The organism is Streptomyces sp. NBC_00012, from assembly GCF_045040875.1.
Lineage (GTDB): Bacteria > Actinomycetota > Actinomycetes > Streptomycetales > Streptomycetaceae > Streptomyces.
This window is the reverse complement of sequence record NZ_CP108309.1, coordinates 5100546-5118492: the sequence shown is the minus strand read 5'-3', so window position 1 is coordinate 5118492 and position 17947 is coordinate 5100546. Positions and strand designations below refer to the sequence as shown.

Below are 17947 nucleotides of genomic sequence, written 5' to 3'. Positions count from 1 at the left end.
CGGCACAACCTTCCCGTAACCGGGGACCGCCTCCCCGTTTCGCGGGGACACCGATTCAAACGGGGAACACCTCCCCACTTATTTCCCCACTCCATTGTGACCTGAGTCACATCGAGTGACAGGGAAACCAGCCGAACGGCGCACTCAACGAGCGGCACCGCACCACCCGCAACAGGCTGATCCGCAGAGCGCAGTCGGGGTCGGCCGACTGCCGCGGACCCCGAGGCGCCTGTATGCAGAAGCCACGCCACCGGATACGCGACCACCGCCGCCCGATCGCTCTCGCCTCCACAACAGCCCTGGCCATAGCCGCGATGGCCACGGCAAGCAGCACTCTTCCGATAGCCGGCCGGGCCTCGGCCGGCCCGATAGCCACCACCCGTTCCGCAGGCATAGCCCCGTGCCGGATACCGGCGACCATGGGCGTACAGATGTCGGAGGGCATGCCGACACCGGAGGGCTACGCCCGCTCCACTGGCAGGGTCCGCGCCCTCAACCTGATGATCGACTTCCCGGACGCGCCAGGCGCCGGCAAGGCGATGGACCGGTACGCCGAATTCTTCCCGCAGACCACCGACTGGTTCCGGACCGGATCGTACGGACGGCTCACGTACGTCCCCGACGCCCCGCTGAAGTCCTGGCTGCGGATGCCACTGCCGCTCTCGGAGTACGGGGTGGAGCGCGGCTCACCGTACGAACCGGGCTACCGCCGCCTCATCCAGGACATCGTCACCGCCGCCGACCCGAAGGTGGACTTCGCCGCGTACGACCTGGTCAACATCCTGGTCACCCCGAACGCCGGGCCCTCCGCCCTGGACACCGTCCTGTCCGTGACGTTCTCCGGCAACGACGACGCCCCGAGGGCGGACGGTGTCCCGCTCGCCAACACGTCCTTCATCTACAGCCGCCAGGACGACGGCTCGGGGTCGTTCAAGAAGACCGGATACCGGGTCCTGCCGCACGAGAACGGCCATGTCTTCGGCCTCCCCGACCTCTACACGGTGGAGGGCGGCGGCTCGGTCGGGCACTGGGACATCATGTCCGAGGACTGGGGGGCCGACAACGATCTGCTGGGCTGGCACAAGTGGAAGCTCGGCTGGCTGGACAACAAGCAGATCAGCTGCGCCGCACGCTCCGGCACCAGCGAACACGTGCTCGGCCCGCTGGCCACCCGGGGCGGCACCAAGCTGGCGTTCGTACCGCTGAGCGGCGAGTCCGGCTACGCGGTGGAGGTACGGACCCGGGCCGGCAACGACGAGGCCATCTGCCGGCCCGGCGTACTGATCTACAAGGTGAGATCGGACGTCGACACCGGACAGGGCCCGGTGTCCGTCGCGGACAGCACCAAGGGCAGCACCGGCTGCACCCGGCTGCCCAATGTGCACGCCGCACTGTCCGACGCCGCCTTCCAGCCCGGCGAGACCTTCACCGACCGGACCAACGGGATACGCATATCCGTGGTCGACAAGGACGAGAAGGGAAACTACCGGGTCCGCATAACCCGCCCCTGACGACGCACGGGGACACGTCGCCACACACTCCCCGGCCCCTTCAGCGCCCCCGGACCTCCGCCTCGACGGGTCCGCGCAGCTCGCGCTTGAGGATCTTCCCGGTCGCGTTCCGGGGCAGCGGCTCCTGCCGTACGAGCACATGAGCCGGGACCTTGAACGCGGCCAGGCTGCGCCCGACGTGCGCCCTCAGCTCCTCGACGGTGACGGTGGCACCGTCCCGCAGCCGCACGACCGCGGCGACCTCCTCGCCCAGGACCGGGTGCGCCACCCCCAGCACCGCCGCGTCCTCGACGTCCGGGTGGTCGTGCAGCACGGACTCGACCTCGACGCAGTACACGTTCTCCCCGCCGCGGATCACCATGTCCTTGATCCGGTCGACGACATCGACCCGCCCCTCCCGCACCACCGCGAGATCACCGGTGCGGAACCATCCGTCGATGAACGCCCGGGAGCTCGCCGCCTCGTCGCGCCAGTAGCCGCGGACCAGGGACTGACCGCGCAGCCACAGCTCCCCGACCTCGCCCTCGGGCAGCGCCTCGCCCGCCGGCCCGGCGATCCGCACCTCGGTGGTGGGGGTGGGGCGGCCGACGCTGCCCGGGTGGAGCCGGTACTCGGCACCGAAGTTCGCCAGGACGCCGCCGCTGGTCTCGGTCAGGCCGTAGCCGTTGCGGGGTTCGACGCGGTCGCCGTGCCGGGCGGTCAGCCGGGCGACCAGATCGGGCGGCGCCGCGGCCCCGCCGGTGTTCAGCATCTGCAGGCTCTCCATGCCGTCGCCCGCCTGCTCGGCCGCGGCGAGCAGCTGGAGCGCGGTCGCCGGGACGCCGGCGTAGTGGGTGACGCCGTGCTCGCGGATCAGCCGCAGCGCCTCCTCGGCGTCCCACTTCCGCATCAGCACGATGGCGCCGCCCGCCGCCATCGCGGCGTAGAAGCCGGTGAACGCGGCGACGTGGAAGAACGGGAACGTCAGCAGCGACACCGGGGCGGGCCCCTGCCCCGGGATGACCCCGCGCCCCAGCGCGGAGGCGGCCGCGTGGTACCGAGGATTGAGCACCGCTCCCACCTGGGCGAGATGGGTGGCGACGGCGCCCTTGGGCCGGCCGGTGGTGCCGGAGGTGTAGATGATCGTCGCGTCGTCCTCGGGCCGGATCTCGACCTCGGGAGGCGCGGCGAGCGGATCGGGCGCGGGCAGCTCCTCGTACCGCTCGACACCCGTCTCCTCGTACCGCTCGACACCCTCCGCGACTGCCCCCTCCGCGTGGAAGACGAGCACGCGAGCCCCGTGCCGAGCCGCCCACCCGGCGACTTTGGGCAGCCGCTCGCCGTCCACCAGCAGCATCCGGGGCCCGGAGTCGTCCAGTGCGTAGGTGAACTCGTCCTCGGTCCACCAGGCGTTGAGCGGTACGGCGACCAGACCGGCCAGCTGAGCCGCCCAGAAGGCGATCTGCCACTCGGGGTGGTTGCGCATCGCGACGACGGCCCGGTCCCCCGGGCACAGCCCGTACACATCGGTCATCCGGCAGGCCAGCGCGGACGCGGCGGCGAAGAACTCGGCGTACGAGTAGCTTCGCTCCCCCGCGATCAGGAACGGCCGGTCCCCGAAGGCCCAGGTGGTCTCCACGAACTCCCGGAGCGTCCTGGGCCCGTCCGCGTACACGAGCGAGCCGTCCTCCACCCGCACCACGGCGAACGGGGCACCCGGCCCGGTCAGCGCTGCCTCGATACGGCCGGCTTCCGCCGGGTCGAAGACGGGGCCGGCGGGGGCGGGAGCGGCCGGGCCGGGAGCGGGAGCGGCCGGGTCAGGAGCGGGGCCGGGAACGGCGGGGGTCGGGTCGGTGTGCGGCACGAACGACCTCCTAAGCGCCTGCTCAGTACATTCGCGACGCTATGCCCGCCCCCGCCCCGCGTCAAGACACCCGAGCAGCGGCGACAAGATCCTCCAGCCGGCCTTCGCTCAGGGCTCCGGACGCCGTCGCGGCAACCCGCCCACGCGCATCGACGACAAGGGTGACGGGCAGCCCTTGTGTGCTCAGCAACCCCTTGGGCAGCGCGAAGAGCTGCTTGCCACCGGGGTCGAGAATGCTGGGATAGGGCATGTGGAACTCACGGGCGAAGGCCCGCGCCGCACCGGCGGACCCGTCCCGGTTCAACCCGAGGACGACAACGCCCTGCCCCTCCATCTTCCGGTGGTACCGCACCAGAACCGGAGTCTCCTTGCGGCAGGGCCCGCACCAGGAGGCCCACGCGTTGACCACGACTGTCTTCCCCGCATAGTCGGACAGCTGCACCGGCCTCCCGTCGGCGTCGGCTCCGGTGAAGTCCGGCGCGGCGGGACGGTGCGCACCCTCGATCGTCAGCGTGCCGTCCTTGCTGCGGTGGTAGCCCTCGGGAGTGCCCGGACTGCCTCCGATCGTGATCCCGGCGATGAGAGCGGCGGCGCAGCCAAGGGCGGCCAGAAAGGGAACAAAAGGGCGCTTCATGGGGGGTCCTTCGGGGCGGCGTCGGTCAGGCGCCACCCGACGTCCGAGCCGGGGACTCCCGAACCCACGCCATGCCACTTCCCCCGGCCGCCCATGCGGCGGCACCCGGCACCCCGGGAGACCCCGGAATCCGCGATGCGGTGCGGACACGGCATGCGGGTATGCGGGAACACCCCCGTGCATGCTGAACAACGGATCTTGCTGGTCAGTCAGAACGGTACGCCCACCCCCAACTCCCCCCACAAACACCCCCCTTGCAACCACCTCCCCCACACCCACTTCCCCACCACCCCCACCACCAGCCGGCCGGCTACCCGACCGCGGACCCTATGGGGGCGACCTCCGCAAGCCCCATCCGCTAGGCTGTCAGCGCCGCCTTCGTAGCTCAGGGGATAGAGCACCGCTCTCCTAAAGCGGGTGTCGCAGGTTCGAATCCTGCCGGGGGCACAGCACTAAGGGCCAGTTCAGAGGCTTGATCCCCTCGAACTGGCCCTTAGCCGTGAGCACGGCCGTGCCACTCACGTGCCACAAAGTCCACTAAGAGTCCACGTCCCCCTGACGCTGGCGGATCATGGCTCCCAGCCGATCAGCAATGGCGCGGTCCCGGTCAGCGGTCATGTGCTGATAGATCAACGCCGCCCGCGCGGTGCTGTGCCCCATGCGTGTCATCAGCTCACGCGTGCTCGCCCCGGCCGCGACCAAGGTGTTTCCCGTGTGCCGCAGATCGTGGAAGTGGACATCGGCAGCGATGCCCGCCTCCTTGCGCGCCTTGATCCAGTCGTCCCGGAAGTTGCTGCGCCGCAGATGTCCGCCCTGGGGGCCGAGGAAGACGTGGCCGTCGCGACCGGCACCCGCGTAGCGCTCCAGGTGCTCGATGACGTCGGCCAGGATCTCATCCGGGAAGGCGACGGGGCGGACGCCGGCCGCCGACTTCGGAGCCTTGTCGAAGAGCCTGCCGTTCTGCATCTCTGCTTGGGCACGCTGCACCAGGACCACGCGCCCCGTGGTGTCGATGTCGCGGCGGCGCAGGGAGGCCAGCTCACCGAAGCGCAGCGTGGTGAAGGCTGCGAGCAGGACGAGCAGCCGGTATCGGGGAGCGATGGCATCGGCAGCGGCGTACACCTCCGCCACGGTCAACACCGGCCGCTCGGGCACGTCGTAGCGGTCGGCGCCCTTGACCCGGCACGGGTTACGGCGGATCAGCTCGTCATCGACGGCCGTGTTCATGATGGCGCGGAGGATCTGATACGCCTTGACGACGGTCGGCTCTCCGACCCCGGCCGCGAGCAGCTGGCCACGCCAGGCCCGGACGCGGGACGTGGTGATGTCGGCCAGAGATCCCGAACCGAACGTCGGCGTGATGTGCAGCCGGATCACTGCCTCGTTCCGTTCCCTGCTGCGGTCGGCCAGCTTGCGGTCCCGCAGCCAGGCATCGGCGTACTCGGTGAAGGGGACAGCTCCCTTGTCCGGGTCCTCCCACTGGCCGCGTGAGATGTCCGCCTCGATATGCGTCAGCGCGACTTCCGCGTCGGTTTTGGTCGCGTAGGTCTGCTCGGCACCGCGGAGCTGTCCGGTCGCCGGGTCACGGTAGCGAGCTTGCCAGCGCCCCGAGCGCAGTTGCCGAACCGAACCGAAGCGTCGACGGTTCCCCTTCTTGTTCGCCATCAGGCAACCCTCCGCAGCCCGGCCCGCCGGATCGTAACCGGCTCCACAGTGTTGGCCGCGATGAAGGCCGATAGGGCCGTCTCGGGGATGCGGACGTGGCGGCCGACCTTGACGAAGGTGATCCTTCGTTCCTCAATCAGCCGCCGGGGGAACCGGACTGTGGTGCCGAGGAGTTCGGCGACCTGATCAACACTGAGCAGACGTTCCATGCTCACCACTCCCCTGTGGTGTCGAGTGCTTCGAGTTCGGCGCGGAGTTCGCGGGCGTGTTCTCGGTTGTGCTGAATGTCGCGGTGGATGTTGGCGGCGAGCCAGGATTCGCCGGGGGTGTGGCCGTGTCCGGCGTAGGCCCAGTGCGCGAGCGTGAGCGTGGTCGCTTCCGGGTGATCGTCCGGGTCGGGCAGGCCGAGCGCCTCGCGCTGTTGTGTGGCGCGGTAGTCAGCGCGGACCTGCCGCAGAGCGCCGAGGGTGGTGGAGTAGCGGCGGGATTTGGTGGAGAAGTGGCCGCGGAAGCCGAGCATGTGGGCCCAGTCGCGGAGCTTGCGGTCCGGATAGGCGTGGTGGAGGTCAAGGCACGCCTCGATCAGCCGCCGCGGGTGCTCAGGAACGTCGAGGAGAATCAGGGCTTCTTTGTTGCCGATGCGGTGGTCGACAGTGCCGGTGGTCTCGGCCGCCTTCGTGGCGTACTTGGCGACGTAGGAGGCCACGGCCTGTTCTGTGAGGTCTTCGCCGTTGCCGAAGGCGCCGATGGGCTGGACGTCGAGTTGCGTGCCCCAGCGCAGCACCCAGTCGTTGACGATCCCGGCAGCCGGATTGGCCGGCACGGTGACTTCGACCCGGGCGGCAGCCGCTCGAATGGCGTCGTCGAGGAGTTCGAGGGTGGCCCAGGTCGGCGGCGGCGTATGGGGGCCGTCGGGTCCGTCGAAGCGGATCACGGCGTGGAAGTGGACCGCACCGCGCTTTTGGTACTCGGCGACCTTCCCGAAGGAGAGCCGGGACTGTTCCCGGGCCGCTTTCTGGGTGAGACCGGCTCGGCGGGCAATCTCGCGGCGCAGGTAGATCGTGAAGTAGCGCCACAGGTCGGATGCGTGGTTGTTCCACAGCACCGAGCCCGCGTAGTCGTAGGTGTTCGGGTCGAGCGGGGTGCCGAGTTCCGGGGCGGTCTCCCGGTGGTGGGTGCCGCAGCGGCAGGGCCGGTTTCCGGGCCGATTGTGGACCGGGCCGAACGAGGGGGCGGTGAGGGTGGCGAAGACCCGCGGATGATCCCGGATGGTGTGCGGGGTGCCCTTGTCCGGGTCTCCGGTGAGGCCCGCGCGGATGAGGTGGTAGGTGTCTCCGGCGTAGGTCCAGGCGCAGGCGGGGCAGCGGGAGGCGCGGCGGTTGCCGCAGGCGATCCGTAACCGGCCGCCGGGCTCGGTGTCGGTCGTGTAGTGGTGCAGGAGGGTGCCGGTTGCCCGGTCGGTGGTCTTGGTGGCGCCGGTCAGGTGGATGGGCTGTGCGCATCCTCCGGTGCGGCGGATCTGTTCTTCCCAGCGGTCGAAGCCGGTGGACCCGGCCACCCGGAGCACATCGCTCAGAGTGGCCGGGTCCAGGCCCGCCGCGGTGGCGGTGGTGGTCACCGGTCGATCTCCTTCGGCGGGTGGTTGTCGATCCAGTCCTCGGCGCAGACCTTGTGGACGGGCTTGCCGCGGTCGGAGCGCAGCGGGGTGGGCTTGTCGCAGAGGACACAGGGCTTGTCGCCGGTGGGGTCGAAGTGCTTCTTGTCGCTCCAGTCGAGGAGTGCCATGGGGATCAGGCCCCGGTGCGGGCGTAGGCGCGAGCGGGGGCGGTGTGGCCAGTGCCGTTGCAGGGGCGGCAGGTGGCGGTAACGGTCTCGCGGTGGCCGTCGGCGTTGGTCTGGCCGGTGGTGATGGCGACCGTGGGGAAGCCGTCGCAGTGGGCGCAGACGGGCAGGTTCAGGGTGTGCTCGGGCATGATGGGATCTCCCTTTCGGGTCCGTTGGATCTGCAATGGGTTGAGGCGCCCGGGGCGGCGGAAGTTTGGCGACCGAGGCCGCCCCGGGGGCTACTTGCTGCGGTGCGGGCGCTTGAGCGTGAGGCCCAGGCCGCCGGTGGCCGAGAGAACGGCGACCGTCGCGGCAGCGGCAACGTGCAGGGTCACGGCGATCATCAGGATGATCAGGGCGATTCCGCCGGTGATCGTGATGGCCAGCAGGATGGGACCCGTGTAGTTGCGGGGCGAAGCCCGGACGATGACGATCTGTTTCGGGTCGGTGCCGGGCGGGAGTTGTCCGAGCAGGTCGGCCGGGATGTGACCGGCGTTGAACTGGTCCTCGGGGTAGCGCACGGGGTCACCTCCGGTCAGGGGTTGCAGCGGTGGGTACGGGCGGCGAGCTCGGCGGCGGCACGACCGTGGTAGTCGGCGGAGAAGCCGCATCCGGGGGCGGTGCAGGCGGCGGTGTGCTTGGTCCGGCCGCGGCCGTCGTGGTGGGTGCCGACCTGCACGGGGCCGATGCGGATCACGTCGGTGAAGCGGTTCGGGCGCGGCATGGTCAGTCCTCCTGGCGGAGGCTGTTGCCGGGGAACTCGCTTCGGATGCGGGTTGCTTCGGCCGGGTTGTCGGTCCGGTCCGCCGCTTCCTCGGCGAGCAGGCGAGCCAGGGTCGGGCGGCCGGAGTCGGCCATCTCCCGAGCGGCGTCGAGGTAGTCCGCGGGGCGGTTGAAGTTGAACAGGGCCATGGGCTGTTTTCCTTTCCGGTCAGGCAAGTTGGACGGTGATGGCGTCGGCGAGCTGTGCCGGGACGCCGAGGCGGGTGCGCAGGGTTGCCGTGTCGATCCGGTTGCCGGTTGTGGCGTGGTGCTGGTCGGCGACCTTCCGGGCGTGGTCGAGCAACGCGGGAGGAACAGTCACAGCCGGAGTCGCATCCACGACCGGAGCAGGGGCGGGCAGGAGTTCCGGGGCAGGCTCGGGAGCTCGCTCCACGGTGACGTCCGGGACCGGCTCAACATCCGGTTCAGCCAGGGCCACAGGAGCCGGAACCGGTTCGGGGTCGGCCGGCGGATTGGGGGCGTGGGCGAGGAGGGTGCCGCCGAGGAAGGCAAGGGCGGGCCATCCCGCGACGAGGATGCGGAGCCAGGCCGGTACGGCGTTCAGGTCGAGGAGTCCGGCGGTGGCGATGTTCGCGCCGAGGGATGCAGCCAAGGCGATGACGAACCAGATCCAGGCGGCTCGGTTGTCTGCGTGAGTGCGCATGCGGCGCCAGGCTGCGACGAGCAGCAGATCCACGCTGATCGGGTAGGCCCAGGCCTTCCAGCCGTCCTGTCCGGCCGCTTGTGCGAGGTCGTGCAGGTGGGAGAAGGACAGGGCACCGGCGATGACAGCCTGAATCAGTACGGCGTCGAGGCGCAGGGTGCGGGACATCGGATTCACCTCCATTCGGGGTGGGACCGGGGTCGGGCGGGACGGTGGTCGACCGCCCGGCGCCGGGCATGGATGGGGTAGGGACCTGGCGCGAGAAGGTCACGCCGACCGAGGTGGGGCGGGGTGTTACTCGGCGACCGGCACCGGACTGACCAGCGGCGAAGCGGGAGCCGGGGCGGTGCGGACGACGGGCCGGAACGGAGCCAGCGCCGGAATGTTCGGCGTCAGGTGCGCGTACTCCTGGCACACGGCCACGGCGTCGGCGGGGGTCATTTCCGGGGTGCGGATGCGGGACCAGCCGCCGGAGGAGTCACCGGCCACGGCCACACCGGGACGATCCGGCGCAATCGTGGTGACGGCGAAGACCGCATCGGGGGCGATGTCACCCAGGCCCATGTCCGCGGTCTGCTTGTCGTTCACGCGGTGCACCACACGGCCCGTGAGCTGAGCACGGAGCATGGTGGCGCCCTTACCGAGCTCGGAGCCGAAGCGCTGCCCGCAAACCTCCAGATAGATGCCGACCGCCCGAGCCATCTGCGCGAGGCGGATCATGTGCATCACCATCCGGTCCCGGCGTTCCTCATCCTTCTTTGCCGCGGTCAGGAACAGTTCCGCCACCTCGTCCACCAGCACGACCAACGGCACCGGCCGCACCTTGACCGACAGGTCCCACAGGTCGGCGACACCTTGAGCGCTCAGGAGGTCGAAGCGCTCTTCCATCTCCCGGACCAGGACTTCCAGCAGATCCGACGCCTCATCCGGAGTGACCGCAAGGGCGGACAGTCGGGGCGCGTAGCCGCGCTGTTCGACACCGCGCTTGCAGTCGATCCCGACCAGGCCCACCGGCAGTTTCGCCAGACCGGCGATGAGGTTGCGCTGATACATCGACTTGCCCGACTGATTCGCCCCCAAGGTCAGGGCGTGCGGGATCTTCTTGTAGTCCCGGACGAACGCCGCACCGTCTTCCCGCAACGCGACCGGCACCACCATCGGGCCGGACATCAGCTTGCGGGGCAGGCGGCGCGGCATCTTCACTCGGCGCAGCACGTCGTAGCCGGTCATGCGCAGCTCCACGAAGCCGGGCTTGACCTCCACCACGTGCACCGAGTGGACGCCCCAGGCGTGCCGCAGCCGTTCCGAAGCCGCAGCCACATCGGCGGGCTCCAGACCAGCCGGGAGGCGAAGGGTGACCCGCATGCCCGTGGAGGAGCCGCTGACCCGGCGGACCTTCGGCGGGACCGGCTGCACATCCTGGCGACGGGCCACGTTACGGACCATGAACGCCCGCAGGCGGGACGGCTGAACCGTCAGCCCGCACACATCCATCGTGGACCGGTAGGTGAGCGAGAACCGGACCCGCGCCACCGGCAGACCAGCCAGCGACCAGAACACGCGAGGAGCACGTGCCTTCGCGTAGCCGAGCCCACCGACGGCAGCTATTGCGCCGGATACTTCAAGCACCGAGGCGAGGTCCGACATCGTCAGGCACCCGCCGTGATAGCGACCGCGCGGAAGCTGATCCCGTGACGGCTCTGACCGTTGAACGTGTTCTCCCAGTCCCGCGCCTTCAGCCCGATCACGGTCACCAGCGTCCCCGGGGCCAGACCCTCCGGGACACCCGTGCTCGGCACCGTCACCTGGTAGAGGTTGCCCTCCCCCTCGTCCGAGATCAGCAGACCCACCGTCGCGAGCGGAGCACCGGTCTCCCGGTCCATCGCGATCTCACCGGTCTGCTTACTCACGAGCTTCGGAGTCGGAGGCGTCGCAACGAACACGACAGCGGTCGAAACATCGATCTTGAACGACGGCATGAGATTCCCCTGTCTTGACTTCGGAGCAGCCCAAAGAAGGCCCTTTGCCTCCGCTGTCCTAGGACTGCGAGTGCGTAAGAAGACAGTGGCATGCAGTCCTGGGACTGTCAACAGTCCTGGGACTGTGTTTGACTTGGCTTGTCGAAAGGGGTTCGTAATGGCGCCCAAGTGGCGAGAGCTAGCAGACAAGCTGGCCGAACAGATCAAGCGCGGTGAATACGCTCCCGGCCAGCAGCTTCCGCACATCAGAGAGCTCGTCGACGCTGGCGAGGGCTCCAAGTCCACGGTTCACGCCGCCTACAAGGCCCTCGAAGCAGAGGGTCTCGTTACCTCATCGCGAGGCCATGGCACCGTCGTGCGGCAACACGTCCCGCTCAAGCGGCTCGGTATCGCCAGGTACGACAAAGCCAAGTGGCGGGACGGCGACGAGGTGGCGTTCATCGCGGACCGCGTGGCGTCCGGACGCACCTACCGCCGGAACGAGCAGACCCAGGCAATCAATCTCGTTGAAGCCTCACCCGAGGTGGCCGCGGCACATGGACTACCTGTGGGAGCTGAGGTCTATGCCCGCGCGCGGCTGGTGAAGGAGGGCGACCAACCAACGCATACCCTGACCAGCTACTACCGGCCCGAACACGTCGAGGGCACGCGGCTGGTGGACCCCACACCAGGGCCGGCGGGGCGCGGCGGCGGATTCCGCGTGCTGTACGACGCGGGTTACGAGATCGACCACATGAAGGAGGAGATCTTCGCCCGTGCTGCAACGCCGGACGAGGTAAAGCTCTTGCAGCTACCACCGGGCGAACCAGTCGTCGAGCTGCATCGGACGACCTACACGGCCGCTGGCACGGTGGTTGAATTCGCCATCGGTGTACATGCAGCCTCACGCTTTGCCTGGGAATACGACTTCAAGGTCCCGGACTCGGCGAAGGGCAGGGAAGAGCAGCAATGATCTCAGCGCAGGCATGGGCAGATACGCGACGCTTGTGGGACTACCACCAGATGGGCCACACAGTCCGGCCGTGCTCAGTCGCAATCGGCCTGGGCAGCCACGACCTCGGCGTGGCCGACACGGCGGTTGCCCTATACAAGCGCGGCATGGCTCCACTGCTCGTGTTCACCGGCGCCACCAGCCCCACAACGCGGGAACGCATGCCCCGCGGCGAAGCTGTCCACTACCGAGAGCGGGCGATCGAGCTTGGCGTGCCGTCCTCGGACGTTCTCGTCGAGCCGCGGGCTCGCAACACCGGTGAGAACATCCGCTTCTCCAAGGCCCTGCTCGAAGAGGCGGGGGTGGAAGTGTCCTCCGTCCTCCTGATCAGCAAGCCGTACGAGGAGAGGCGCGCCTACGCGACAGCATGTAAGGCGTGGCCGGAGGTTGAGATCATCAGCGCATCCACGCCGATGACGTTGAACGAATACGTCGACTCCATCCAGGACGCTCGCTTGGTGATCGACATGCTTGTAGGCGCACTGCAGCGGTTGCTGATCTACCCAGACCAGGGCTTCACGATCAAGCAGCCGGTGCCGGATGACGTGATGGAGGCATACGAGCGGTTGTGCCGAGAAGGCTTCACGAGTCGGCTCCTCACCACCGACAAGCCGTCCACCTGAGATCGCACTCGGCGCGCAGCACGGTTGCCCCGCTGAACGATGCCCCCGCGTTCGTTCGCACGACGGCCGCAAGGTGATCATTAGCGCTTGACCCGAGCCGGGTTGTTACAGGTTTCTCTACCTCATCAAGGCACCCGGCTGCGCTCCGCTCCGCCGGGCGCGCTTCCCGGCTCTGGCCGCTCCCGCGCTCCTGCCTCCGGCCCGCTCGTCGCTGCCGCCGCCGACGCGCGCCCGCAGTGGATAGGCCGAAAGGCATGAGCCGAGACCCGATCCGCGGGCCAAACACATGCCTCCGGCGGGGGCGCTCAGACTCCGGGATGGGACGGGGCGCCGTTCGCGGGTGCCGGCAGATTCGTGGCGAGCGTCGTGGAGCTCCCATCCCGACCGCCTTCGACCCAGGCAAAGCCGAGCAGTCGCGGCCCAGGGCGTCAAGGTCGTTCGTACAGTGGCGCGCTCCACCTTGACGCCCTGAACCACGCCCGCTCCACGGTGTGTGGGTCGAAGGCGGACGGGATGGGAGCTGGGTGAGTGGTGGGTTGAGGTGATGGGGAAGGTGGAGGTCTAAGCTCCCGGCCAGGGGCGAAGGGGGAGGATGCTCGTGGAGCAGCAGTGGCCCGAGGGGCCGAACGCCGATCCTGATGCGGCTAGAGAGCGCTACAAGGCAGACATGCAGGCATCGCGGGGGGCGGTGCGGGAGCTGTTTCGCGTTGAGATGCCCGTTGCCCACATGGGCTTGGCGATCGCGATCACCGCGAGCATCTTCGTGGGCATGGTCTGGTCGCCGAGGACGGGCGCGATCATCGCTGGAGCCTTTGCCGCGCTGTTCGTCGTCTCCCTAGCCGTAGCGTTCCTAGCAGGTAGCCGAGGTTGGGACGCGGCACGCGCCGCATACAAGTTCACCTTTGGTTGGGCAGACTGGATCACGCCGTAGCGCCGTGCCCCACACGTGCCCGATAGACCGGGGAGCCACGGAGAAAAGCGGCACACTACAGGCAAGACTCACACGAACGGCCCCCGACCGATTCACCCGGTCAGGGGCCGTTCATCCGCGGTGGGTGTGGGATTTGAACCCACGGTGACATCGCTGCCACGACGGTTTTCAAGACCGTCAGCTCAGGTAAGGGGTGGCAGACCGGCCACGCAGCTTGCCCCGACTGCCCCGACTACATCCAAAATAGCCACAACAATCAGTCTCCCTCTGCCCATAAGCGAACTCCCCTCACTCCGTGCCCTACGATTTCTGGAACTTTCCAAGGCCAGACCCACGAATCGCAACACAACCAGAGCCAGGACAGCCAGGGCGAGAACTGCCATCTGAGTCGAACAGATGCTCCATACCCCTTGCCTCAACTGACGGCGTTGCCAGGATAGTTCATCCGGACTCTTGCCGAGCTCGAACGGCAGATTTCTGGGTCGTCGCTTCAGGAGGCCCCGCCCCGTGCAGCAGCGAAGTGCGGCAACTTCCCCGTGCCACAACCGCGCCAGATCGGGCGGGGACTCACGGGGAACTGCGGCTGCTGACGGAGGCCACAGCCAGCAGACGCCAAAGTCGGCATCCCGCAGGTCAGAGCCCAACTCGCCCCACCACGCTCCTAAAGCGGGTGTCGCAGGTTCGAATCCTGCCGGGGGCACACAGGTCAGAGGGGGCACCTCCGGATTTTCGGCGGTGCCCCCTCTGCTTTGACATCCACCTTTGACATCAACGGCGGCGGTCACTGACGACCGGGGCGCCTCCTGAGCAGCCAGTCCATGTGGCTCATGGCCTCTCGCTGGGTGTCCTGGACGACGTGCGTGTACACGTCCATGGTGATGCTGATCTGAGAGTGTCCGAGGATCTCCATCACGACACGGGGCGCGACTCCGGCCGCCGTGAGGAGAGTGGCCGTGCCGTGCCGGGCGTCGTGCAGTCGGATCACGCGGAGGCCGGCGGACTGGGCGACGCGGGTGAAGGAGCGGTAGACGTTCCGCGGCTCGACCTGGCGGCCGGTGCGGGTGGTGAAGACGTAGCCGGAGTCCTGCCACTGCTCCCCCGCCTTGGCACGAGCAGCTGCCTGCCGCATCCGGTGCCAGCGCAGGGGCGCGATGCAGAGGGCGGGTAGCGGGACGACCCGGCGACGGCGGCTCTTGGGATCGTCGTCGTACAGGACACCCCGACGGCACTGGGTCTGCCGGCGGACGTGGAGGACGCGGTTGTCCAGGTCGAGGTCCGACCAGCGCAGTCCGACGATCTCACCCCGGCGGAGCCCCATGGCGATGGCGAGCACGAACGCCGCGTACAACGGGTCCTTGCGGGAGGCCACGAGGAAGTCCAGCGTTTCATCGAGAGTCCAGGGCTTCAGTTCGCGGTTGTCGGTCCGGGTCGGTTCGACGAGCTTGGCGACGTTGCGCGTGATCAGTTCCTCACGGCAGGCGGAGGACAGCGCCGACCGCAGGACGCGAGCGACACCGGGCCCCGGCGGCACAAGAGCTACGGAGCAGAAGGTTCCCGTGCCCCTGCCGTGCCCGATCGTCCGGGAACTGACGGGTAACCACGGTGGTTGACGGACAGCCCACACGAGAACGGCCCCCGACCGACTTACCTGGTCAGGGGCCGTCCATCTGCGGTGAGTGTGGGATTTGAACCCACGGTGACATCGCTGCCACGACGGTTTTCAAGACCATCCGCTTCTGTGCTGCGGCAGGCACGCTGACCTGTGGTTACGACCTTCCAAGCCGGATACGCCACCCCATGTTGGCCAGAGGATGACCGTAGAGGCTTCAGTCAGAGCGTCCAGGCCTTGAGGCGACACTCCGGGCCTGTCGGTCGTGCCGGGCAGAATACGGCTCCGTGAGCCTCCACTACGAAGTCGTCTTCGCCTGCCTCCTCCGCGACGACACGCCCGACGCGGTCCTGGACGCCCTGCGATGGCACCTCGGCCTGACCCCTGAACGCCCGGCAGGGCTCGACGAGGAGGAGCACACATATCCGCTGCTCTCCCCGGATCCCGACAGCCGCCTGCCCGGAGGTGACTTCGCGTCCCTACGACGCCAGTCCTGGGGCTTCACGGCCAGCGGTGAGCGCCACGTCTGGGGGCTGTTCAGCCGCAACCTCTGGCTCGACGACATGATGGGTGACCTCGTCCCCATCCTGGACCTGCTCGCACCTCACGTCGAAGAACCTGGCTACGGCGGGCACTTCCGCGAGGAGTTCGACGCCGAGCCGACCGTCTTCACCTTCCACGCGGGCACCTACGGGCCGCTGAAGCTCTGACGCCGTCTCATCGGGTAAGCAGCACCGCTGACCGGCCTGTTCGCAAGCGGAACTCATGGCTAGCCGACCGGTCAACGGTGGTAAAGCGATCCAACCAGCGACCTTCCGCTTTTCAGGCCGTGTCCTGACGAGACTGAGCCTGATCATAGGCGCTGTGTTGGGCTGTCAGTAGGTGCCATTGTGTGCTGCTGTTGGCGTACAGGTTGGCGTACGCCCGTTCGTCCCGCACCCTGACAGGGATCGGCGTACAGCACTGAAGTACAGCAACCACAGCAACCAGTCCCGCCCGTTAGCGTCCTCCTAGGGCCGTAGCACGGCCGGAATGACCGTCCGCGACCGATCTACATAGAGCTACGGACCAGAACGCGCTTCTTCTCTGCGCCTGCACGACCCAGAGGAGCAGGACCCGCGGGTGGCGAAATCACGCCCTCTACAGGGCGGGAGTGCAGCTGTACCGTGCGATCCGCACACATAGAACCAACCTCAGGGCACTGGAGCCAGACCTGTGATAGCCATTCAACTTGCGTCTGAGGGCACGAACACGGCCTCCATCGCCGCCATAGCTGGCGTGGCTGGCGCCCTGGTGGGAGGGGTGGCCACCGTTGCCGCCGCTCGTTTCTCCAGCCGGGGAACCGTGGGTGCTGCCGCGAAATCGGGAGCCGACGCCTACGGCATGTCCGTACGGCAGACACGAATGGACTCCTATCAGGAGTTCGCCAAGGCGGCGCGCCTGGCATTAAGTCAGATCCAAGACGCCGTCAACTCAGTCGGGGCATACAGCCAAAGCGTCGGAGAAGACGAACGCCGTGGTGCAATCCCATCCCTACAAGACCTACTCACCCAGCTAGACCCGATGGGCGATGCCGCGATCCGCGTAAGGCTCGCTGGCCCAAAGGTCGTCGCCGAAGAAGCGTATGCAGTGCTTGAGAAGTGCGGGGACGCGTTGTGTGACCTGGAGAGCTACGTCGGACTGGTCCAAAGCAGCCCTTTCATGTCAGTAGACAGCGATGATCTCACGATCATTACGGAAGGCCCCCTGATCCGATACCGCGAGGTAGCAGCCTCCATCGGAGCTGTGTCGAATGCGATCGCAGGGTTCCTTGACGTGGCCCGTGATCATCTCGACGACTGGAACGGAAGACCCGCTTAGCGGCGTACCGAGAGCTGTCCCGGCCGCACACAGGTCTGCGCCCGACATGAGTGTCTAACTGCGTGACAACCGCGACAGACAGTCGCGAACAACCGTGGACGTCAGCGGACCATCAGCGCAGGTGACGAGCGCATCGCCCCAAGGACAGTCAGCATCCCAAGTTGCTTCGGGACGAAGCGGTCCTCGGGCGGCGGCGAGCGAACCGCGTGAGATGGCCGCGGCTAGTTGCGACGCGGAGGATGTCCCGCAGAGCCCCGGTCAGCTCCTTGACCAGGCACCGCATCTCGTCAAGGATCGCGTCCTGGTCGTCGAGGGCTTCGGAGGCCTGCTCCAGCAACTCGGCCGCCGCGCCGAGTTGGACCGCTTCAATGTTGTCCGCCAGGCGGGACACGTAGCCGCCCCGGTCGTCGGTGCTCAGGTAGCAGGACTTGCCGTCCGGGCCCGACCACGGGAGGAGTCACAGTTCGTTCGGTGCTGTCATCCTTGGGTCTGCCTCTCGTCGATCACGTGGTGGGTGGTGAAGACGGCGTCTACGCGATCTCCCGGAAACGCCAAGAGCGTGGCTTCGACGACGCGGCCGGTGGAGTCGGTGGCGATGCGGGTGGTGGAGAGGACGACCGACGCGTGGCCGATGCGGAGGGCCGATGCTTCGTCCGGCGTCGAGGGGCGAGCGCACACCGTCTCTCGGAGAGCGGCCGGCGGCGGGCCGAGGAGGGCGAATCTTGTTACTTCTTCTCGGCACGTGAAGTCGTCATCGAGCACTCCGGCCGGGACCAAGTCGCGCGGCATGTAAATGCGAGCCAGGCCGTGCGGAGACTCCCCTTCATGGCTGATGCAGGTGGTCTCCACGATGGGGCTGCCCGTGGGGACCTTCAACAGGGTCGTGAGGTGCGCTTGGGCCTGAACGGTGTTGCTGCGGACGGTGACGCGCAATGCCGGCTCAGCGGCGGTCCACGGGTCCAGGGTGCCCCAGCCGACGTGTCAACCTGCGGCGTTCACCAGAAGAGTGCCGCCACTGCATACGGAGATGTAATGTGCACACTCGGCGAGT

20 protein-coding genes, 2 tRNA genes and 2 pseudogenes are annotated in these 17947 nt (G+C 68.1%); 7 read left to right on the top strand and 17 right to left on the bottom strand.

Annotation, left to right across the window (positions count from 1 at the left end; genetic code table 11):
- Nucleotides 1-233: 233 nt before the first annotated feature.
- Nucleotides 234-1511 (top strand): M6 family metalloprotease domain-containing protein, encoded by a 1278-nt coding sequence (locus tag OHA19_RS23595; protein WP_405713589.1) that lies wholly within the window; start codon nucleotides 234-236, stop codon nucleotides 1509-1511.
- 40 nt (nucleotides 1512-1551) lie between these two features.
- On the opposite strand, the gene OHA19_RS23590 is transcribed toward OHA19_RS23595, so the two are convergent.
- Nucleotides 1552-3354, bottom strand: coding sequence for a class I adenylate-forming enzyme family protein (locus OHA19_RS23590; protein WP_405713591.1), 1803 nt, complete (start codon nucleotides 3352-3354; stop codon nucleotides 1552-1554).
- 61 nt (nucleotides 3355-3415) lie between these two features.
- Nucleotides 3416-3988, bottom strand: a complete 573-nt coding sequence (locus OHA19_RS23585; protein WP_405713593.1) for a TlpA family protein disulfide reductase — start codon at nucleotides 3986-3988, stop codon at nucleotides 3416-3418.
- A 374-nt stretch (nucleotides 3989-4362) separates the two neighbouring features.
- On the opposite strand from OHA19_RS23585, the gene OHA19_RS23580 reads away from it, so the two are divergent.
- Nucleotides 4363-4435: transfer RNA gene (locus tag OHA19_RS23580), tRNA-Arg, on the top strand.
- A 90-nt stretch (nucleotides 4436-4525) separates the two neighbouring features.
- On the opposite strand, the gene OHA19_RS23575 is transcribed toward OHA19_RS23580, so the two are convergent.
- The 11 genes from OHA19_RS23575 to OHA19_RS23525 all read right to left on the bottom strand — a co-directional run bounded on the left by OHA19_RS23575 (nucleotide 4526) and on the right by OHA19_RS23525 (nucleotide 10882).
- Nucleotides 4526-5653 carry a tyrosine-type recombinase/integrase gene (locus tag OHA19_RS23575; protein ID WP_405713595.1) on the bottom strand — a complete coding sequence of 376 codons (1128 nt, stop codon included), beginning with the start codon at nucleotides 5651-5653 and terminating at the stop codon, nucleotides 4526-4528.
- Complete coding sequence (locus tag OHA19_RS23570; RefSeq protein WP_405713597.1) at nucleotides 5653-5862, bottom strand: excisionase family DNA-binding protein; 210 nt, start codon at nucleotides 5860-5862, stop codon at nucleotides 5653-5655. The genes OHA19_RS23575 and OHA19_RS23570 overlap by 1 nt, the downstream gene beginning before the upstream one ends.
- A 2-nt stretch (nucleotides 5863-5864) precedes the next feature.
- Nucleotides 5865-7271, bottom strand: a complete 1407-nt coding sequence (repSA, locus tag OHA19_RS23565) for a replication initiator protein RepSA (protein WP_405713599.1) — start codon at nucleotides 7269-7271, stop codon at nucleotides 5865-5867.
- Entirely contained in the window at nucleotides 7268-7438 is a 171-nt protein-coding gene (locus OHA19_RS23560) for a hypothetical protein (protein ID WP_405713601.1), read from the bottom strand. Before OHA19_RS23560 ends, repSA begins: the two co-directional genes overlap by 4 nt.
- A 5-nt stretch (nucleotides 7439-7443) precedes the next feature.
- On the bottom strand, nucleotides 7444-7626 hold the full coding sequence (locus tag OHA19_RS23555; protein WP_405713603.1) for a hypothetical protein: 183 nt from the start codon (nucleotides 7624-7626) through the stop codon (nucleotides 7444-7446).
- Nucleotides 7627-7716: 90 nt separating this feature from the next.
- Nucleotides 7717-7998, bottom strand: a complete 282-nt coding sequence (locus OHA19_RS23550; protein ID WP_405713605.1) for a hypothetical protein — start codon at nucleotides 7996-7998, stop codon at nucleotides 7717-7719.
- Between the two features lie 14 nt (nucleotides 7999-8012).
- The gene (locus OHA19_RS23545; protein ID WP_405713607.1) at nucleotides 8013-8201 is read right to left on the bottom strand and encodes a mobile element transfer protein; all 189 of its coding nucleotides are present in this window, start codon (nucleotides 8199-8201) and stop codon (nucleotides 8013-8015) included.
- A gap of 2 nt (nucleotides 8202-8203) precedes the next feature.
- The gene (locus OHA19_RS23540; protein WP_405713609.1) at nucleotides 8204-8389 is read right to left on the bottom strand and encodes a hypothetical protein; all 186 of its coding nucleotides are present in this window, start codon (nucleotides 8387-8389) and stop codon (nucleotides 8204-8206) included.
- 19 nt (nucleotides 8390-8408) lie between these two features.
- On the bottom strand, nucleotides 8409-9071 hold the full coding sequence (locus OHA19_RS23535) for a DUF2637 domain-containing protein (RefSeq protein WP_405713611.1): 663 nt from the start codon (nucleotides 9069-9071) through the stop codon (nucleotides 8409-8411).
- Between the two features lie 126 nt (nucleotides 9072-9197).
- On the bottom strand, nucleotides 9198-10550 hold the full coding sequence (locus OHA19_RS23530) for an FtsK/SpoIIIE domain-containing protein (RefSeq protein ID WP_405713613.1): 1353 nt from the start codon (nucleotides 10548-10550) through the stop codon (nucleotides 9198-9200).
- Nucleotides 10551-10552: 2 nt separating this feature from the next.
- On the bottom strand, nucleotides 10553-10882 hold the full coding sequence (locus OHA19_RS23525) for a hypothetical protein (protein ID WP_405713615.1): 330 nt from the start codon (nucleotides 10880-10882) through the stop codon (nucleotides 10553-10555).
- A gap of 157 nt (nucleotides 10883-11039) precedes the next feature.
- Between OHA19_RS23525 and OHA19_RS23520 the strand changes: the two genes are divergently transcribed.
- The 3 genes from OHA19_RS23520 (at nucleotide 11040) to OHA19_RS23510 (ending at nucleotide 13427) form a co-directional block, all read left to right on the top strand.
- A complete protein-coding gene (locus OHA19_RS23520) occupies nucleotides 11040-11834 on the top strand; it encodes a GntR family transcriptional regulator (RefSeq protein ID WP_405713617.1) in 795 nt (264 codons plus the stop codon).
- Complete coding sequence (locus tag OHA19_RS23515; protein ID WP_405713619.1) at nucleotides 11831-12496, top strand: YdcF family protein; 666 nt, start codon at nucleotides 11831-11833, stop codon at nucleotides 12494-12496. The genes OHA19_RS23520 and OHA19_RS23515 overlap by 4 nt, the downstream gene beginning before the upstream one ends.
- 598 nt (nucleotides 12497-13094) lie before the next feature.
- A complete protein-coding gene (locus tag OHA19_RS23510; protein WP_405713620.1) occupies nucleotides 13095-13427 on the top strand; it encodes a hypothetical protein in 333 nt (110 codons plus the stop codon).
- A 121-nt stretch (nucleotides 13428-13548) separates the two neighbouring features.
- Here the strand turns inward: OHA19_RS23510 and OHA19_RS23505 are convergent.
- A tRNA-Ser gene (locus tag OHA19_RS23505) sits at nucleotides 13549-13647 on the bottom strand.
- A gap of 561 nt (nucleotides 13648-14208) precedes the next feature.
- A pseudogene (locus OHA19_RS23500) lies at nucleotides 14209-14934 on the bottom strand (tyrosine-type recombinase/integrase); the annotation flags it as partial.
- A gap of 389 nt (nucleotides 14935-15323) precedes the next feature.
- Here OHA19_RS23500 and OHA19_RS23495 point away from each other — a divergent pair.
- Both OHA19_RS23495 and OHA19_RS23490 read left to right on the top strand, forming a co-directional pair.
- Nucleotides 15324-15746 (top strand): hypothetical protein, encoded by a 423-nt coding sequence (locus OHA19_RS23495; RefSeq protein ID WP_405751432.1) that lies wholly within the window; start codon nucleotides 15324-15326, stop codon nucleotides 15744-15746.
- A 505-nt stretch (nucleotides 15747-16251) separates the two neighbouring features.
- Nucleotides 16252-16896: a hypothetical protein gene (locus tag OHA19_RS23490; RefSeq protein ID WP_405751430.1), complete on the top strand. Its 645-nt coding sequence runs from the start codon at nucleotides 16252-16254 to the stop codon at nucleotides 16894-16896.
- 148 nt (nucleotides 16897-17044) lie between these two features.
- On the opposite strand, the gene OHA19_RS23485 is transcribed toward OHA19_RS23490, so the two are convergent.
- Both OHA19_RS23485 and OHA19_RS23480 read right to left on the bottom strand, forming a co-directional pair.
- A complete protein-coding gene (locus OHA19_RS23485; RefSeq protein ID WP_405753301.1) occupies nucleotides 17045-17314 on the bottom strand; it encodes a hypothetical protein in 270 nt (89 codons plus the stop codon).
- Between the two features lie 59 nt (nucleotides 17315-17373).
- Nucleotides 17374-17871 (bottom strand): annotated as a pseudogene (locus OHA19_RS23480) (UTRA domain-containing protein); the annotation flags it as partial.
- Nucleotides 17872-17947 lie beyond the last annotated feature (76 nt).

Bases quoted from the DNA above. Each gene is read 5' to 3' on its own strand.
- OHA19_RS23515 (WP_405713619.1), top strand. From the start codon at position 11,831: ATGATCTCAGCGCAGGCATGGGCAGATACGCGACGCTTGTGGGACTAC.
- OHA19_RS23525 (WP_405713615.1), bottom strand. From the start codon at position 10,882: ATGCCGTCGTTCAAGATCGATGTTTCGACCGCTGTCGTGTTCGTTGCG.
- OHA19_RS23560 (WP_405713601.1), bottom strand. From the start codon at position 7,438: ATGGCACTCCTCGACTGGAGCGACAAGAAGCACTTCGACCCCACCGGC.
- OHA19_RS23575 (WP_405713595.1), bottom strand. From the start codon at position 5,653: ATGGCGAACAAGAAGGGGAACCGTCGACGCTTCGGTTCGGTTCGGCAA.
- OHA19_RS23520 (WP_405713617.1), top strand. From the start codon at position 11,040: ATGGCGCCCAAGTGGCGAGAGCTAGCAGACAAGCTGGCCGAACAGATC.
- OHA19_RS23570 (WP_405713597.1), bottom strand. From the start codon at position 5,862: ATGGAACGTCTGCTCAGTGTTGATCAGGTCGCCGAACTCCTCGGCACC.
- OHA19_RS23555 (WP_405713603.1), bottom strand. From the start codon at position 7,626: ATGCCCGAGCACACCCTGAACCTGCCCGTCTGCGCCCACTGCGACGGC.
- OHA19_RS23540 (WP_405713609.1), bottom strand. From the start codon at position 8,389: ATGGCCCTGTTCAACTTCAACCGCCCCGCGGACTACCTCGACGCCGCT.
- OHA19_RS23585 (WP_405713593.1), bottom strand. From the start codon at position 3,988: ATGAAGCGCCCTTTTGTTCCCTTTCTGGCCGCCCTTGGCTGCGCCGCC.
- OHA19_RS23595 (WP_405713589.1), top strand. From the start codon at position 234: ATGCAGAAGCCACGCCACCGGATACGCGACCACCGCCGCCCGATCGCT.
- OHA19_RS23535 (WP_405713611.1), bottom strand. From the start codon at position 9,071: ATGTCCCGCACCCTGCGCCTCGACGCCGTACTGATTCAGGCTGTCATC.
- OHA19_RS23530 (WP_405713613.1), bottom strand. From the start codon at position 10,550: ATGTCGGACCTCGCCTCGGTGCTTGAAGTATCCGGCGCAATAGCTGCC.
- OHA19_RS23545 (WP_405713607.1), bottom strand. From the start codon at position 8,201: ATGCCGCGCCCGAACCGCTTCACCGACGTGATCCGCATCGGCCCCGTG.